Source organism: Streptomyces malaysiense (genome assembly GCF_000980885.2).
GTDB lineage: Bacteria > Actinomycetota > Actinomycetes > Streptomycetales > Streptomycetaceae > Streptomyces > Streptomyces malaysiense.
The window spans coordinates 134,850-151,401 of sequence record NZ_LBDA02000024.1 but is presented as its reverse complement, the minus strand read 5'-3'; the positions used below and the strand labels follow the sequence as shown (position 1 = coordinate 151,401).

The window sequence follows — 16,552 nt, the reverse complement described above, 5'->3', positions numbered from 1 at the left end:
GGGGCGCGAGCCGGCAGCCGCGGGGGACGTAACCGTAACCGGAACCGTGACAGGCACGGGGACCGTCGGGCCCGCGTCGCCCGCGTCGCTGGTCGTGCCGCGGCAGGGCGGGGCGGTCCGGGACGGGACGGTGGCGGAGGCGTTCGACGCGCTGGTGGTGCCGGTCGGGCATGTCGCCGGGTACCCGAAGGCGGACACCGCGGCGGAGGCGGCCGCCGTACTCGACGTACTGCGGCGGATCGGGGGACAGCCGGCGCTGCCGTCGTCCGCCCGGCCCGGCACCGTCGACTCCCTCGGCGTGGCCGACGACGAACTCGCCTGCTGGTCCGGGGAGTACGGCGAACCCGGCGAGCGCCGCCCGAAGGAACGGCCCTCGGCCCTGGTCTGGCTGGGGCACGGCCGCCGGGGCGGCATGGGGCCGGCCCTGCTCGTGCCCGGGTCGGCCGCGCGCGGGGACCACGCGCAGCTCACGCCCGACCTGTTCGCCCAGCATCTCTACGCCGAATGGCGCAACCGCCGTCCGGCGGAGGGGCAGTGGGCGATGGTGGTGATCGAGGCGTGCAAGTCCTCCGACTTCGCGAGGGTGGTGCGGGAACGTCTCGACCATGCGGCCGCGACGGACGACGCCCCCTACTCCATTCTGCTGATCGCGACGGGGAAGGACGCGGCGCAGGCGTACCTCGGGACGTTCCGGGAGACGCTGGAGGACTACCTGGACACGCTCACCAGCCATGACGTCTTCGAACTCCATGAGCTGGGCCGGTTCTTCAAGCAGTCCGGCCACTACTGCGAGTTCGGTGGCGAGTCCTGTGCGGAGCTGAGGCTGCTGGTGCGGGACCGGGTGCCGCTGCCCGGGGTCACCACGGTGGCCGAGCAGCGGCGCAGGCAGCGGGAGTTCGAAGCCGCACCCGTGACCGGGACCCGGGTGGTCGAGTCGCCGGAGGAGCGCGAGCGCGCCGGGTTCCTGGAGGTCGTCCCGCATTTCACCGGGCGGGAGACGGAGCTGGCCGAGGTGGTGCGGTGGGCCGCCGAGCCCGGAGCGGAGCGGGTGCTGATCGTGCCCGGGGCGCCCGGCGTCGGCAAGTCGGCGTTCCTCGGGGAGGCGTTGCGGCGGCTTCGGGAGTCGGGGGCCCGGGTCGGGGCCGTGCTGCGGCTGACCGGGAGCACCGTGGCGGAGGTCCGCGACCGGCTCGCAGGGGTGGGGGCGGGGCGGGCGCCCGCGGGGGAGCGGGGCCCGGGTTCCCCGGAGCCCGCCCGACGGATCCTCGTGGTCGCCGACGCGCTCGACGAGGCGCGGGACCCCGTGCCGACGGCCCAGTTGCTGCTGGCGGTGACGGAACACCCCCAGGTCTCGTTGATCATCGGCACCCGCAGCGCACCCGGCGACGACGGGCGTCCCGGGGGCGCGCGGATCGATCTGCCGACGGTGCTCGGCTCGCAGACCGGCGGTGCGCGGGTGCTGGAATTCCTGCCGGACCCGGTCGCGGCCGGTGCCTACGCCGCCGACGGGGTCCGCAGGGCGCTCGGGGAGGGCGCCGACGCGCCGCCGGTGGAGACCGGCCCCGCGTGGGCGGACGCGGTGACCGAGACGGTGCGGGCGGCCGTCGAGCAGCATGTGCGTGAGGGAGCCTGGCAGTTCCTCCAGGTGGCGTTGCTCGTGCGGGAGATCGAGGGGGATCCGGGTGTGCTGTCGCCTGACCCCGGCGCGCGGGAGGCGCTCCTGAAGCTCCTGGACCGGGACCGTTCCGGGCTGTTCGGGGCGGCCGTGGCGCGTCTCACGGCGCAGCTGCCGATGGCGCTGCCGTTCCTGAGGGCGCTCGCGCTCGGCCACGGCCGGGGGCTGCCGCGTGCCGACGGGATCTGGCTGCGGGCGGCGAGCGCGCTGGCGGGGCGGGACGGAGGCGCGTCGGACGAACGGGGGCTCACCGAGTTCCTGGGCAAGGCCGCCGCCTATGTGCTGCTGGACGGGGAGGACCGGCGCAGTGTCTACCGGCTGGCCCATCGCACCTATGCCGAGCGGCTGGCCGCCGGGGTCACCGGTGGGCAGCGGCTCGCCATGCTCACCGCGCTGCTGGAACTCGCCGCCGACCAGGTGGCCGAGGGCCGGCCGCCGAGCCCGCACCTGGAGAGCCGGCTCGCCGAGTACGCGGCCGACTGCGGCGCCCCGGGCTGGCGCGAACTGGCCGCCCGTCGCGCTGTGCTGGACCGGTTGCGGGTGGCGACGCTGTGCGGGCTCGCGCTCGCTCCGGGGCGGCGCGGCGGCAGAACGGTCCCGACCGACCTGCCCGCCGAGATCCTGGGCACGGTCGCCTCCGCGCATCTGATCGAGCGCTCGGGCGCCGCCGACCGGCCCGGACTGCGCCAGCTCGGCGGGCTGCGCGCCTGCGGTGAGCCGCACCCGGCCGGGGACGGCGGCGAGTGGGAGGTGTGCTGGGGCGCGGTGCCCCGTACGCCACCGCATCTCCAGCTCGACGCGGGACAGATGGTCACCGCGGTCGCCGCGCGTCCCGACCGGCCGTGGCTGGTGAGCGGCGCCCGCGACGGCTCCGTGACGCTGTGGGAGCCCTGGCGCAGCCACGCCCCGGTCCTGCTGACACGCGGCTCCGACAGCCCGGTCACGGCGGTGGCGGCGGGCGGTGTCCCGAGGGCCGCCGACGGCGCTTCGGGGACGGCGGGGGACGTCCCGGCCGGGGCGGGCCCGGACCTGGTCGTGTCGGCGCACGAGGACCGTACGCTGCGGATCTGGCACCCCGATGCCGCTACCGCCGCCGCTGCCGACGAGCGCGTGCTGGAGGCGCCCGAGCCGGTCTGGCAGCTCGTGGCGCTGCCCGACGGACGGTTCGCCGTGGCCGGGGAGACGGGCTGGGTGGCGCTGCTGGACCCCGGCGCGGCCGGGGAACCGGGCGGCGCGCGGCTGTCGCCCGCGCCGGGCGCGCCCGGCAGCGACGTGGTGGGTCTGGCGGCGGTCACCGGGCCCGGGGGCGAGCCGTGGCTGGCGGTGGCCGAACGGGCCGGGGACCTCACGCTCTGGGAGGTGGCCGGGGCGGTGCCGCGGCTGCTGCACACCATGAGTCTGCGGCGGCAGCTCGCCGCGCTCACCGTGCTGGCCGGTGCGGAGCTGGCGGTGGCCTGTGACGACGGTTCGCTGTGGCGGTGGGACGCCTCGTCCGAGGGGCACGCGGCGGTCGAGCGCTCGGACGTCCCGGGGCCGTTGCGGGCGGCCGGCTCCGCGGCGCTGGCCGGGTGGCGGGCGGGGGACGGCTGGACGGTCCTGTGGGGGGACCCCCGGGGCCTGTGGGCCATGACGGCGGACCGGCCCCGCCGGCCGGTCGGCGCCGGGCCGGGAGGCGGGGTCCGTGCGCTCGCGCTGCTGGCGGGACCCGACGGAGGGCGAGTGGTGGCGGCCGCGGCGGAACGGGGTCCGGCCATCCACTTCTGGGACCCCGCGGAACACCTGACCGGCGCGGCGCCGGGCGCCGGGGTGCCGTTCGGCCGGATCATCGGCATGCACCGGTACGTCACCGAGGAGGGGACCGAGGCGTTGGCGCTGTGGCACGAGGTGCGGGCCCCGGGGCGGACGGAGAGGGCCGTGCGGGTCCTGGACGCGGCCGGCGGCCGGGAGCTGACCGGGGAAGCGGTCCGGGCGGGCGACCGCATGGGGTGGGACGGCGCCGCGGACCGCCCGCCGGCGGAGGTGACGCGGGCGCACCCGGGCGATGTCACCGGCATGGCGCGGCTGCGCGGGGCGGCGTACCGGGGGATGTGGGCGAGCGCCGGCGACGACGGCGAGGTCCAGTTGTGGGCCACCGGTGCGCCCGCCGCCCGGCCCCTCGCCGCCGGCCACCGCATCCGGCTCGGCTCCCCGGTGCTCGGGCTGTCGGCCCTTTCCGGCGGGCGGCTCGCGGTGGCCTTCAGGGACGGTGTGGTCGTCCTGGCCGTGGCGGCGGTGAAGTCCCGGGAGCGGGGCGCCGGCGCGGCCGGGATCTCCGGTCCCGGGAACGACGAGACGGGGGACCGGGATGGATGAACCGTGGGCGCAGCAGGACGTGGAGTTCCAGATCAAGGACCTCTTCACCGGCGGGCGGGCGGTCTACGCGCCGGAGGGCGGCGGCTGGGAGCTCGACGGCGGGGTCGAGCACGTCATCGACGGATGGCTGACCCGGTTCGTGCTGCGGGCCCCGCAAGGGGAGGAACCGCCCCGGGAGGTGTCGCTCTTCCACGGAGTGGACGATCTCGCGGGCGAGCTGTGGGATCACGAGGTCCGCAATCTGCTGCGGCTGCGGATGCTGGGGCACCCCGCGCTGCCGGAGATCGTGGACGGGCGGTTCGACAAGACGAACCGCGTGGCGTTCATCATGACCCGCAAGGTCGGCGGGCCGCTGGCGGAGCAGGACTGGGCCGACGTGCGGGACTGGGTCGGCAGGCACCCGATCGTCGCGTTCGAGCAGTTCAGCCTGCTGGTTGACGCCCTCAGCCAGTTGCACGGCACCCGGATCGTGCACCGCAATCTGACCCTGGGCGCGATCAGGCTGGCCATGGAGCCGAGGCGGCCGGAGCGCGCGGCCCTCGCCCTGACCCGGTTCGAACTCAGCGCCCTGCTCAAGAACCTGCTGCACCACGTCGCGGGTCCCGACGACCACCGCTCCCAGGACGTCCGGGAGTTGTTCCTCGCCCCGCCCGCAGGCGTCCCGAGGGCGCGCCACCTCGCCTACCTCGCGCCCGAGACGCATCCCTCGCTCCTCGGCCGGATGCGCGTCCGCAGGCTCGACCACGGCAGCACCGACGTGTTCGGACTCGGCGTGCTCGGCTGGGAGCTGTTCCTCGGCGCCGTCACCGAGCTGCTGCCCGAGGAGTGCGCGGCGGTCGAGCGGGCGCCCGGGGAACGGCTCGCACAGGCCCTGGCCGCACTGCACACCGCGATGCGCCGGACGCTGACCGCGACCACCGGGGTGCCGCGCCGGCTGCGTGAGGTGCTGGCGGCCATGCTCGACCCGTCCCCCAGCGGCCGTATCTCCTCCTTCGACGCGGCGGCCGCGCTGCAGCGCCACTGGACGGAGATCACGCTCGGCTTCGCCTCGGGGGACCGGCACGACGGGAAGCCGAAGCTGCTGGCGTTCATGCCGGAGAAGTCCGTGCAGACGGTGCACGAGAGCCGGGGCTGGACCGACCACCGCCCCGACACCCCGGAGGGATGCCGGGAACTCCAGACCTTCCTGGAGGACGAGCTGCGCCAGGCCCAGCTGGTGCACAGCCCCAGCGGTGCCCAGGGCTTCGTGCACGGCGACTCCCCGCAGTCCCAGGCCGAGGCGGAGTGGGCGCTCATCGGCAACCAGGCCGTGTGGTTCTGCGCGTTCCACTACGACGAGGCGATCTCCGGCCGCCGCAAGAAGATCCACAAGGACACGCTGGTCATCAAGTACCTGCTGGACAAGCGGTACGCGGACGACCTGCTGACCGCCTGGCCCAGGCGCGGCATCGGCAAGGTCGACCTCGTGCCCTTCTGGATCGGCCAGACGCTGGACAAGGGCGGAGAGACGCGGCCCTCCTGGGAGGAGCTGACCCAGGCGGTCGTCACCGAGCGCGCCGTGGACCACCAGGGTTCGCAGCGACTGCTGCGCTCCTACCGGTTCATGCTGGAGTACCAGGGCGTCGCCCTCCGCGCCCGCCAGTACCCCTATGTGCGGGTGCGCTCGGAGGAGGGCGACGCGATCGTCCTCACCCAGGACCATGAGCGCGACCGCCGCTGGCTGCACGGGGATCCGCTGCTCACCTCCTACGCGCAGCCCCGGCGCAGGCCCCCGCTCGGGGACTTCGCCCGGCAGCTGCTCACGGAGAACGAGTGGGCGCGGGTCACCCTGGTCGAGGACCGCACCGGCCGGGACGGCCATCCCACCGACCCCTATTTCGGCGGCAGGGCGGTGGAGGCGCGGCTGAGGGTGCGGTTGGACGCCGACTCGGTGCAGATCCAGCCGCTCGGCGGGCGCCAGGTGCCCGAGCGCGGCTGGCTCAGGCCCGACGAGGACCGCGGCACCGAGACCCAGCTGCGCCGCGAGGCACGAGGGCTGGACTCGCTCGCGCACAAGCCGGGCCTGGTGCGGATCCTGGACGCGCCGGAGGCCATCGAGCTGCGCAGCAGGGGAGGCACGAGCCGGGACCAGAGCGAGCTGCGGGGCAAGGGTCAGACCATCGTCTCCAACATGCTGCGCTTCCACCCCTTCTACGCCCTCCAGGGTCCGCCCGGCACGGGCAAGAGCACCGTCGTCGCCAAGGCCCTGCGGGACTTCCTGGAGATGGAGCACGGAGCCCGGGTCCTGGTGAGCGCCCAGTCGAACGACGCGCTCGACCAGCTCGCCGAGAAGATCGTCAAGGAGCTGCGGCCACGCATCGACGACCGCTCCCTGCTCGCCCTGCGGGAGCTGTCCCGCAGCAGGGAACGCGAGGAAGCGCCGGGCGCCGTACGGAAGCTGACGGCGGAGAACATCGTCGAGGACCTCGTGGCGCACATCGTCCGCCGGGTGGAGCGGGGCTGTGAGGGGGCGCGCGGCGAGGACGAGAAGAAGCTGATGAAGCGGTGGGCGGAACTCGCGGGTGACACCCGCCTGGAGCTGATCGAGCGGGTGAAGTCCGGCGCCGACATCGTCTTCGCCACCTGCTCCATCGCGGGCACCCTGTCCGACGAGGTCCGCGACCCGAGCGACATGTTCGACTGGGTGATCATCGAGGAGGCCGCCAAGGCCTGGCCCACCGAGGTCGTCATGCCGCTGGTGCGGGGCGTGCGCTGGACGCTGGTCGGCGACTACCAGCAGCTCGGCCCGCACCGCGCCCAGGACATGCGGGACTTCCTGGAGGGGCTCGCCGCCCACGAGCACGACCGGATCCAGGCCCACCACGCCAACCAGGACACCTACCTGGAGCACCTGCACATGTTCCGGCGCTTCTTCGAGGGGCATGATCCCCGGCGCACCGCCTCCTCGCGGCGGCCGGTCGACGTCCTGGTCACCCAGTTCCGCATGCACCCCGACATCGCCGCGCCCTTCGCACGGGCCTTCTACCCCGATGCCGGCCCGACCGGCACCTTCCTGACCTCGGACCCGTTCATCGAGCAGATCCACGGCCGCACCGAGCCGCCGTACCTGACGAACGCGCCGCTGGTGTGGCTCGACACCTCACGGCACGACGGCTGCCGCGACACCCCCTACTGGGGGAACGAGGGCGAGGCGGGGCTGATCGACGACCTCGTGGCCCGGCTCGGGCTCGCCCACCGCACGGACCCCGGCGCCCTCGTCGTCATCACCCCCTATCGCAGACAGGCCGGCATCCTGGAGGCCAAGGGGCTCAGGGGACGGGTGCACACCGTGCACTCCTTCCAGGGCGGCGAGGCGGAGGTGGTGATCGTCTCCCTGGTGCGCAGCGCCGTGCGCGGCGAGGGCACCCGGGGGAACGTCGGGCACACCGCGCAGCCCGAGGTGGTCAACGTGATGCTGTCCCGGGCGCGCCGACTGCTGGTCGTCGTCGGGGACCTGGCGCATTTCGAGCAGTACGGGGGCGCGGACTGGGCGACGGTCATCGAGGCGTTCCGGGACAGCGGCGTGATCGTGGACGCGGTCACCGAGGAGATCACCGGCGGCCGGCGGGCGGTCCTGCCCGCGCCGCGGGACGAGGCGTCCGAGGGCGCCGCCGGAGCCATGGCAGCGGAGGACGCCGGTGAGTGAGACGACCCTGGTGGCGCTGCCCTGCCGGGTGATCACCCTGCGGGTGGAACTCGGTTCGGAGGCCGGTGCCTCGACCCTTGAGGAGCTGGTGCTCGCCGCGGTGGCCGGCGGCCGTACCACCGTCGACTCCCTCGGCGACCTCTTCTCGCTGCCCCGCCGGCTGATGCTGGACGTGGTGCACGCCCTGTGGAGCCGGGGCTTCCTCGCCGTCGACTTCACCTCCCACACCCTGGAGGGCACCCCGGCGGCCGAGGCGGTGCTCGGCGACGGCGACGGCGCGCAGGCGGTCGCCACCAGCGTGGATTCGCGCAAGTTCCTGTTCGACCCGGTGACCGAGACGATCCTGCCGTACCGGGACGGAAGCGTCCGGGTCCCGCCGGGCGCCCTGGAGATGCCGATGGCCCGGGGCGTCTCGGCGGAGGACCTGCCGCAGACCGAACTGCTGCGCGCCGTCCGCCAGGCCGTCGCCGAGGACCGCCGCAACCGGGGCGTGCGCCGCCGGGTGCTGAACGTGTCGTTCACCAACCCCGTGCTCAGCCCGCCCGAGGCGGTCCGCTGGAGCACGGTCGAGGTCGTGGTGAAGAAGGACCCCGGCAGCGGCCAGATCGCCGCGGTGCCCGTCGAGGCGCCGTCCGGCTGGGGACGCAGGGGCGCCCAGCTCTTCCAGGCGCACATCACCCATCTGCTGCGCACCCGCGCCGAGAGCGACTTCGTCAAGAAGCTTCTGAACCGCCAGGTGCCGGAAGTGGTACGGCCCGACACCCTCAAGGAGCTGATCCGTGATCTGGAGCAGCTCGCCGAGGGACTGGACGGCGCACCCGAACTGCCGGACCTGCCGGGCCGGCACCACGCGCTGAGGTCCAGGACGGACCAGCTGCGGGAGCAGATCTCCGAGGCGCGCAGGGCCCGTTGCGCGGCTCAGCGGGTAGCGCCCGGGGCCGGGGTCGGCTATGTCGTCGGCGACCTGATCGACCGCGCCGAACACCAGCTGGTGCTGGCCGCTCCCACCATCGCCTACGACGCCCTCAACCCGCTGCTGCCCGGCATCGAGGGGGCGCTCAAACGGGGCGCCACCCTCGTCCTGCTGTGGGGCGAGCACCCCACGGCGAGACTCGAACCCCGGGTCGAGACCGCCCTGTTCGACCTGAAGGCCCGCCACCCGGGCAAGGTGCTGCTGGAGAAGCGCGGCAGCTCCAGCGCGGCATCGCTGCTGATCTGCGACAACCGTGCCGCCTACGTCGGCTCCCGCGGCTTCCTGTCGGGCGAGACCGGCGCCGGAGTGCTCGTGGAACCGCCGGAGGACACCGACACGCCCCCGCTGTGCGTGGCCGACCTGCTCAGCTGGGTCCGCAGGGTCTACACCTACTGGGAGACCGCGCGGAGCATCGCCATCGCCCCCGACGACTTCGGCCGCACCGGCCGCGGACTGCCGGCCGAGCCCGTGCGCTGGTGGCGGTGGGAGCCCCCGGAGCTGCCGGAGCGCTGGGACGAGGACCCGGTGGGCTTCCAGGTGGGCTGGTCGGCCGCCTGGGGCCGGGTGCTGCGCGAACTCGTGGACGCGGTGAACGACGTGTACCGGGGGCCCGACCCGGTGGTACGCGCCGTGTGGGACGGCGCGTACACGGAGGCGGTCGGCCGCCTCGTCGCGGGCGCGGGCGAGCGGCTCGCCGTCACCGACGACCGCGCCGAGCACGAGGCGTGCGACGAGACCCTCGCCCTGCGGCTGCGCCGGCTGCGGGAGGCCGGCGGCGTCGTGCACCTCCAGCATCCCTCGCTCGGCGGCGGCCGGCGCACCGCCACCGCGTACGACGCCCTGCTCAAGGCCCTCAGGGCGGACGGCACCCTGCGCGTCGGCAAGGCCAGGGCGCGGGCGGTGCTCAGCGACCACGAGATGGTGGTGGGCAGCCACCACCCGGTCGGGCACGGGGCGGCGCATCCGGGGCAGGGCGCGGTGGCGCAGGTGGGACTGCACGTCGTGGGAACCGGGTTCACCGTGGACTTCGCGCGGGAGCTGGGGATTCCGGAGTGGTTCGGGGACGCGAGGGGCCCCGGGGCCGTGGGCCCGGAGTACCACCCCACGGCCGGGGTGTTCGCGGCCATCCCGCTGGACGACGACCCGTGGACGGCACTGGCCCAGCGGGAGCGGGCGGGCCGCGGCGCGGAGGAACTGCGCCGGTACGCGGCGGCGTTGCTGATGGGTGACGGGGAGGGGACGGCAGGGCGCGCGGGTGACACGGGCGGTGCGCACGGCGCGGAGGAGCGGAGCCGCGACGGCTCGGCGGGGGACGGCGAGCCGGAGGGTCCGGGCGGCGCCGAGGACCGGGGCACCGGCCCCCACCGCCCCGCCGCCCACCGGCCCGGTCTCCATCTCGCCGACTCCGACAGATGGTCCCGCTGGCTCCTGGAGGACGCCTGGCGGCGCGGGGCGTTCATGGAGGCGTATCTGCTCACCCCGCTGCTGGGTGGCCGCCCCGGCGCGCTCTCCGTCGAACTCGCCGCCGCGGCGCTCCCGTTGGAGCACGGCCCCTTCGGTGAGCAGCTCTTCTTCAGCGCCCTGGCGCTGGAGGCGGCCCCGCCCGAGCAGCGCACCGTCGCGCTCGCGGGCGCCGTCGCCGAGATGCTGCTGCACGGCGGCGACACGGGCCGGCTCGTCTTGCGGCACCTGATGGAGGGGGCACCCGCCGAGGGGCTGCCGACGGCCTGGCTGGAGCTGGCCCGCGCCGCCCGCGCCTGCTTCGAGGCGGCACCGGCCCCGCTGCCCCTGCGGGACGTCGACGAATGGGCGGCCGGCCAGGAGCGCTCGGCGCGCACCGACGAGCGCTGGGACCGGCTCGCCGCCGAGGTGGACGACTTCGAACAGGCCAAGAACCACTTCAGCTTCACGGACGGCCAGAAGCTCCACCGCGCCCTCTTCCGGCCGGGCGGCATCCTCGCCGAGGTCCGCGAGATGGCCCGCGATCCCCGACCGGCCGACCGCTGGGCCCCGGTGATCGAGGGGCTGCCACAGGGCGAGCACGAGATCCGTACCCAGCTCGACCGGATGTCCGCGGACCTCGGTCTGCGCAAGATCGAGTGGAGCAACCACTTCGCCTACGCCCGCCGGCTCGCCGAGTTCATCGCCGAGGCCAGGTCCCTCGTCGCCCGCTCCGAGGAAGGGCACCAGAGTCCCGCCGCACCTCGGCTGACCACCGCCCAGAAGCAGTTCGCCCTCCACCTGGACGGATCATGGCATCAACTGGTGAAGGAGGCGGACGAGTTGGGTGAACCGGCCTGTCATCCGGCCAAGGCCCTGCTGGAGGCGCTGTCCGCGCTGCCGAAGGCCGGTAAGGAGAAGGCGTGAGCGCGCCGAGCCATGACAGCCAGGTGCGGAACCACCTGGACGGCGCCCGCCACCTGCTCGGTACCTGGCCCGGCCGGTTCCGCTACCCCGAGGTACTGGCCCTGCTGGCGCGCCGGCGGGCGTCGTACGGCCCCGAGGACGCCGTCGAGCTGGCCCGCGCGGTCCTCGCCCGGCTCGGCGGCCGCCCCGTGGGCGTCGTCTGCGAAGAGCTGCTGGAGCGGGGCGAGTTCGACGCCGCCGAGTATCTGCTCGCCGGCTGCGGGGAGCTGCGCCCGTACGACGCCGACCGGCTGGCCCGGCAGCTGGAGAGCCTGCGGGTGCGGGCCGCGGAACTGGTGCGGCAGCGGCTCGCCGCCCTGGCCCGGCGTGCGCAGGGCGCGGGTGTGGCGTGGCGGGACGACCCCGCCGAGGCCGAGGCGCTGGTGGCCGAGGCACGCTCGGGGCGGCCCCGGGTGGTGGCCCGGCTGGACGCGCTGGCGGACGACGTCGAACGGCGCGTCGCCGACGCCGCCGGCGAACTGACGGCCCTGCTCATCCCGGTGGAGGGCGCGGGAGCGGAGGGCCGGGCGGCCGCTCGCGTCCGGGCCCTGCTCGACGCCGGTGAACTCGTCGCGGCCAGGGCCCTGCTGAACCGTGAGCCGCCCGGTGCCCCGATCCCCGAGGGCATGACCGCGCCGCCGGTCTGGAAGGCGGAGTGGGACCCGCGCCAGTTCCTCGACTTCCACCTCAACCCCGGCCGGCTGCGGCCCCCCGCGTTCGTCGACTGGCGGGCGGCCGACCGCGAGGGACAGGAGCTGCTGGCGGCGTACGGCGGTCTGGAGCACGATCCGTCCGCCGAGGCGGCCGCCGGGTTCGCCCGCGCGCTGTGCCGCTTCCTCGGGGCGCCGCCCGGACCGATGACGGCCACACCGGTCGAGCACAGCTTCTTCCATCTCGCCTTCCTGGACGGCCTGTTCGGCGGCCCCGCGCTCTCCCGGCTGCACCCAACCGGCCGCGTCGACCTGTATGTCGGCGGGCCCGGCGCGGTCGGCCTGCCGGACACCGGCGGGGACGAGCGGCCCTGCGTGGTGGTCGGCCCCCAGGTCGAACCGTCCGGCTACACCGACCGGCGGCCCGCAGCGGTGCTGTCCCTGCGCGACCTGCTGTGCCTGGTGGTGCTCACCGACGTACCGGACCGGGCCGCGGCCCTGCTCGGCGTCCTCGCCCCGCAGTGGCCCGTCTCGGCCCTCGCCGGGCACAGCGGTGCCGAGCTCGGCCGGATCCTGGGCGGCGAGGCCGACGTGGCCTGGCGGACCCTGCGCTGGATCAGCCGGCTGTCGCTGGGCTGCGGACCGGCGGCCGTGCAGGCCATGGAGCACTGCACCGGCATGGACCCGCACCTGCTGCTGGTGATGCTGCGGTACGCGCAGGACCCCGTCGGCGGCACCGGCCCCGTCCGGCGCTGGGCGGCGGCCGAGGGCGGCTGGCAGCGGGACGAGGCGCTGACCCACGCCCTGCGTGAGGAACTGGTGGCCCGCTGCGGCGGCCCCGCGGCGGAGGCGGCCTGGTGGGCGGCGCTGGCGGCGAGCGACGCGGTGGGCGGGCAGGTCGGCCGGGAGGAAGCGGCGGACATGGCGGAGGCGTGCGGCGCGGAGTCCCGGGTCAGGGAGCGTGTCCGCGCCGCCGTCGACGACCTCGTGCGCCGCGGTCTGCTGACCGTCGTGCCGGACGGCGGTGAGCTGCGGGTCCCGCTCGGCGGTGTCGTACGGGCCCTGCGTGCCGAGGCCGAGCAGCAGCTCACCGTGCTGCTCGGCAGGCTCGCCCTGGAGCGGGAGGAGCGGCGCGACGGTCCGAAGGCGTGGCACCTCAACCGCTACGCGACCGTGCCGGTGTACTCCCGGCTGCGCGAGACCCCGACCGCGTTCGAGGAGTTCGCCGAGGAAGCCCGGCTCCAGCTGGCCGAGGCGGACGTCGACCCGTCAGGTCGTCCCGGGACCGGGCCTGCCGTGCTGCTCGGCTCACTGGGCCCCGAGTTCGAGGAGGCGCACCCGCATGTCCGCCTGGATGTGCGCTGCCCGCCCGGACTGCGGGTCGCGGTGCCCGAGCCCGTGCTGCGCGCGGTGCTCTACGAGGTGATGGACAACGCGGGGGAGGCCCTCGCCGGGCAGGGCGGGGTGCTCCAGATCCTGGTGGAGCGCGAGAGCCCCGAGGTACTGGTCGTCCTGCGCGACAGCGGCCCCGGCCTGCCGGAGAGGGCCCGCTCCCGCCCCGCCCGGATCTTCGGCCCCGCCTGGACCACCCGCGGCGAGGGCCGGGGCCGGGGCCTGCACCGGGTCCGCCGCTACCTCCAGTCCTGCGCCACGGACGAGGTCTCGGCCGACATCGAGGTCCTCGACCCCGACAACCGCGCGCTGACGGGGGCGGCGTTCCGGCTGGTCCTCCCGGAGTCCGAGGACGCCCCGCCGTGAGCCGTCGTGCGGGCGGGACGCCGGAGGCCACCCTGCTTCGACCGGCCCTCCGGTCCGGCCCCGCACTCGGCGGCACTCCCTCGGCGGACACCGACGCGCTCCTTCCCCGGGGACGGCCCTTCCCGGGCCTCACGTGCTCCCGGGGCCCTGGCGCGCGCCCCGGGGCCCGGCGGCGGGGGCGGGGTGCAGCTGTTGGTGCAGGTGGCCGAGGAAGCGCCGGTGGTGGGTGCTGCTGTGATCGAGGTGGCGGTAGACGGCGAGTTTGGCCCAGTCCTCGACGAAGACCCACGCGATGCAGTAGACCCAGACGAAACCGATCTGCGCCCAGCTGACCGGGGTGACCAGACCGAGGCCGAAGCCGACCAGGGCGGTGGCGAGGACCTTGGTGCCGATGGCGGCCCAGAGCATGGCGGGCGCGGGCCAGGGTCGGGACAGCAGGGGGCCGCGGCTGCGGGCGACGAACAGGGTCAGGTGCCCGGCGACGGCGAGCTTGAGGAAGATCAGCGTCTGGATGTGCGAGGTGTCCAGGTGCAGCCACTGCCTGGCCAGCAGCAGCATCAGGAAGGTCTCGACGACGCCGATCGTGCCCAGCACGGTGGCCACGCTCAGCACCCGGCGCATGTCCCAGCGGACCGGCTGGGGGTCCAGCGGGGTGTTGTCGACCGCGATGGTCATGATCGGCAGGTCGTTGAACAACGCCAGCAGGATGATCAGGATCGCGTTGATCGGGTACGTGTTGAACGCGATCATGGCGGCGACGACGAACAGCACGATGCGGATGGTCTCGGTGACACGGTAGATGGCGTAGGAGTTCATCCGCTCGAAGATGATCCGCGCGCGCTCGATGGCGGCGATGATCACCGACAGGCCGGGCGCGGTCAGCACCAGGTCCGCGGCGGAGCGCGCGGCGTCGGTGGCACCGGAGACCGCGACGCCGGTGTCGGCCTGCTTCAGGGCGGGGGCGTCGTTGACGCCGTCGCCGGTCATGCCGACGACGTGGCCCCGCTCCTGCAGCGCCTTGACGATGGCGTACTTGTGCTCGGGGAAGACCTCGGCGAACCCGTCGGCGGCCTCGATCCGGGCCGCGTCCGCGTCCCCGAGCCGCCGCCGCGGGTCGTCGCCGAGCAGGTCGCCCGCGCGACGGACCTCGGTCCCCAGGCCGATGCGGCCCGCGACCTCGGCGGCGATGGCGCTGTTGTCGCCGGTGAGCATCTTCACGGTGATGCCGTGCTCCACGGCGCGGCGGACGGTGTCGGCGGAGTCCGGGCGGGGCGGGTCGGACAGCGGCAGCAGCCCCAGGAACCGCCACGGGCCGTCCCCGTCGCGCCGGGCCACCCCCAGGGCGCGCCGGCCCGCGGCGGCCAGACGCCGGACCGCCTCGTCCGCGCGGGCGGCCTCGTCGGGCGCCGGGTCGCACAGTGCCAGGACGACCTGCGGCGCGCCCTTGGTGACGGTGAACGAGCCCTCCGGCCCGGTGATGTCGGCCGAGGTGCGCTTGCCGACCGGGTCGAAGGGCACGAAACCGGTCTGCCGGTAGCCGCGCAGCGCCTCGGCGCCGGGCAGGCCACCGAGCACGGCGCGGTCGATCGCGTCGTCGGTCTCCGGCGCGCAGGCCAGCGCGCCCGCGAGCACCACCTGCCCGCCGTCGCGCGCGCCGACGGGCACCGGCTCCCCCAGCGTGAGCCGGTTCTCGGTCAAGGTGCCGGTCTTGTCACTGCACAGCACATCGATCCCGGCCATCTCCTCGATGGACTCCAGCCGGGTCACGATCGCCTTCATCTTCGACAGGGCCACCGCGCCGACCGCCATCGTCACCGACAGCACCGCCGGCATCGCGACCGGAATCGCGGCCACCGTCAGGATCAGCGCGAACTGCAGCAGGGTGAGCACCCGCGCCCCGCGGAACAGCTCCACCACCACCAGCACCAGCACCAGCACCAGGCTCATCCAGATCAGGTAGTCCCCGATGGCCAGCACGGCCTTCTGGAAGTGGGACACCGGCCGCGCCGCGGCCACCAGACGGGTGGTCCGCCCGAAGTACGTGCGCGAGCCGGTGTGGGTGACCACCGCGGTCATGTCCCCGCGCACCGCGACCGACCCCGAGTAGGCCGCGTCTCCCTCGCGCTTGTCCGCCGGCATCGACTCGCCGGTCAGCGCCGACTGGTCCACGCTCAGGTACTCCCCGTCCAGCAGGCGCACATCCGCGGGGACGATGTCGCCCAGCCGCACCCGCACCACGTCCCCGGGCACCAGCCCGGCCGCGTCCACCTTCCGCCACCCGCCGTCCCGGCACACCGTGGCCCGCAGCGCCAGCTGGCTCTTCAGCGCCGCCACCGCGTCCGCGGCGGTGTGCTCCTGCCAGAACCCGACGGCCGCGTTGACCACCAGCAGCACCCCGATGACCGCCACGTCGTCCCAGTGCCGCAGGACACCGGACAGCACCAGCGCCACCTCGATCATCCACGGGATGGGCCCCCAGAAGAACGACGCCAGCTCCGCCGGCACACCCCGGCGGTGCTCCTCGATCGCGTTCGGACCGCAGCGCTCCAGACGCTTGTGCGCCTCCGCACCGCTCAGCCCGCCCCGCGTGCTGTCCAGCTCCGCGAGAGCCTCCGGCAGCGGCATTCTGAGCAGGTCCGTATCCGTATCCGTCGACATCCGATCCGATCCCCTCTCCGATCGCGTTCCTCCAGGTCGTCGCCCTGCCGCCCGCTCCCTCGCGGGCGACCGCCGCGACGCGTCCGCGCTCTGCCGCCCCGTCTCCATCATCCGCACCACCCGCTTCGGACGCCCGCGCGCCGGACGCGGCCTTCGCGAGGCTCGCGGTGGCGCTCGGCCGGGGCCCGGGAAGTCCGCCGAGGCGGACCATGAGGGAGGTGTGCCCGGCGGCGGCGCGCGGGGTTCTCGACGGCGCCGGCGGTGCGGACGACGGCGGCGACCGCGAGGGCGTCGTCCCGGTCCCGGGCGGTCTTCTCCCGGCTCCGCCACCCGTCCCGGAGCGGTCGGCCGGGGCGGGACAGGGATGCGATGGTGGAAACAGGGCAGGTGGTCGG

The 16,552-nt window shown here is 75.0% G+C and carries 5 protein-coding genes; 4 read left to right on the top strand and 1 reads right to left on the bottom strand.

Going from position 1 to position 16,552, the window contains the following annotated elements; genetic code table 11:
- The first annotated feature begins 46 nt into the window (after positions 1 to 46).
- The 4 genes from VT52_RS11865 to VT52_RS39385 are packed head-to-tail and all read left to right on the top strand — an operon-like array spanning position 47 to position 13,499.
- Positions 47 to 4,027, top strand: coding sequence for an AAA family ATPase (locus VT52_RS11865; RefSeq protein WP_046422047.1), 3,981 nt, complete (start codon positions 47 to 49; stop codon positions 4,025 to 4,027).
- Complete coding sequence (locus tag VT52_RS11860; RefSeq protein WP_046422046.1) at positions 4,020 to 7,712, top strand: AAA domain-containing protein; 3,693 nt, start codon at positions 4,020 to 4,022, stop codon at positions 7,710 to 7,712. Before VT52_RS11865 ends, VT52_RS11860 begins: the two co-directional genes overlap by 8 nt.
- Positions 7,705 to 11,052 carry a phospholipase D-like domain-containing protein gene (locus VT52_RS11855; RefSeq protein ID WP_046422045.1) on the top strand — a complete coding sequence of 1,116 codons (3,348 nt, stop codon included), beginning with the start codon at positions 7,705 to 7,707 and terminating at the stop codon, positions 11,050 to 11,052. Before VT52_RS11860 ends, VT52_RS11855 begins: the two co-directional genes overlap by 8 nt.
- Positions 11,049 to 13,499 carry an ATP-binding protein gene (locus VT52_RS39385; RefSeq protein ID WP_046422044.1) on the top strand — a complete coding sequence of 817 codons (2,451 nt, stop codon included), beginning with the start codon at positions 11,049 to 11,051 and terminating at the stop codon, positions 13,497 to 13,499. The genes VT52_RS11855 and VT52_RS39385 overlap by 4 nt, the downstream gene beginning before the upstream one ends.
- A 129-nt stretch (positions 13,500 to 13,628) precedes the next feature.
- Here VT52_RS39385 and VT52_RS11845 read toward each other — a convergent pair whose 3' ends face one another.
- The gene (locus VT52_RS11845) at positions 13,629 to 16,157 is read right to left on the bottom strand and encodes a plasma-membrane proton-efflux P-type ATPase (protein ID WP_046422043.1); all 2,529 of its coding nucleotides are present in this window, start codon (positions 16,155 to 16,157) and stop codon (positions 13,629 to 13,631) included.
- Positions 16,158 to 16,552 lie beyond the last annotated feature (395 nt).

Bases quoted from the DNA above. Each gene is read 5' to 3' on its own strand.
- VT52_RS11860 (WP_046422046.1), top strand. From the start codon at position 4,020: ATGGATGAACCGTGGGCGCAGCAGGACGTGGAGTTCCAGATCAAGGAC.
- VT52_RS11845 (WP_046422043.1), bottom strand. From the start codon at position 16,157: ATGTCGACGGATACGGATACGGACCTGCTCAGAATGCCGCTGCCGGAG.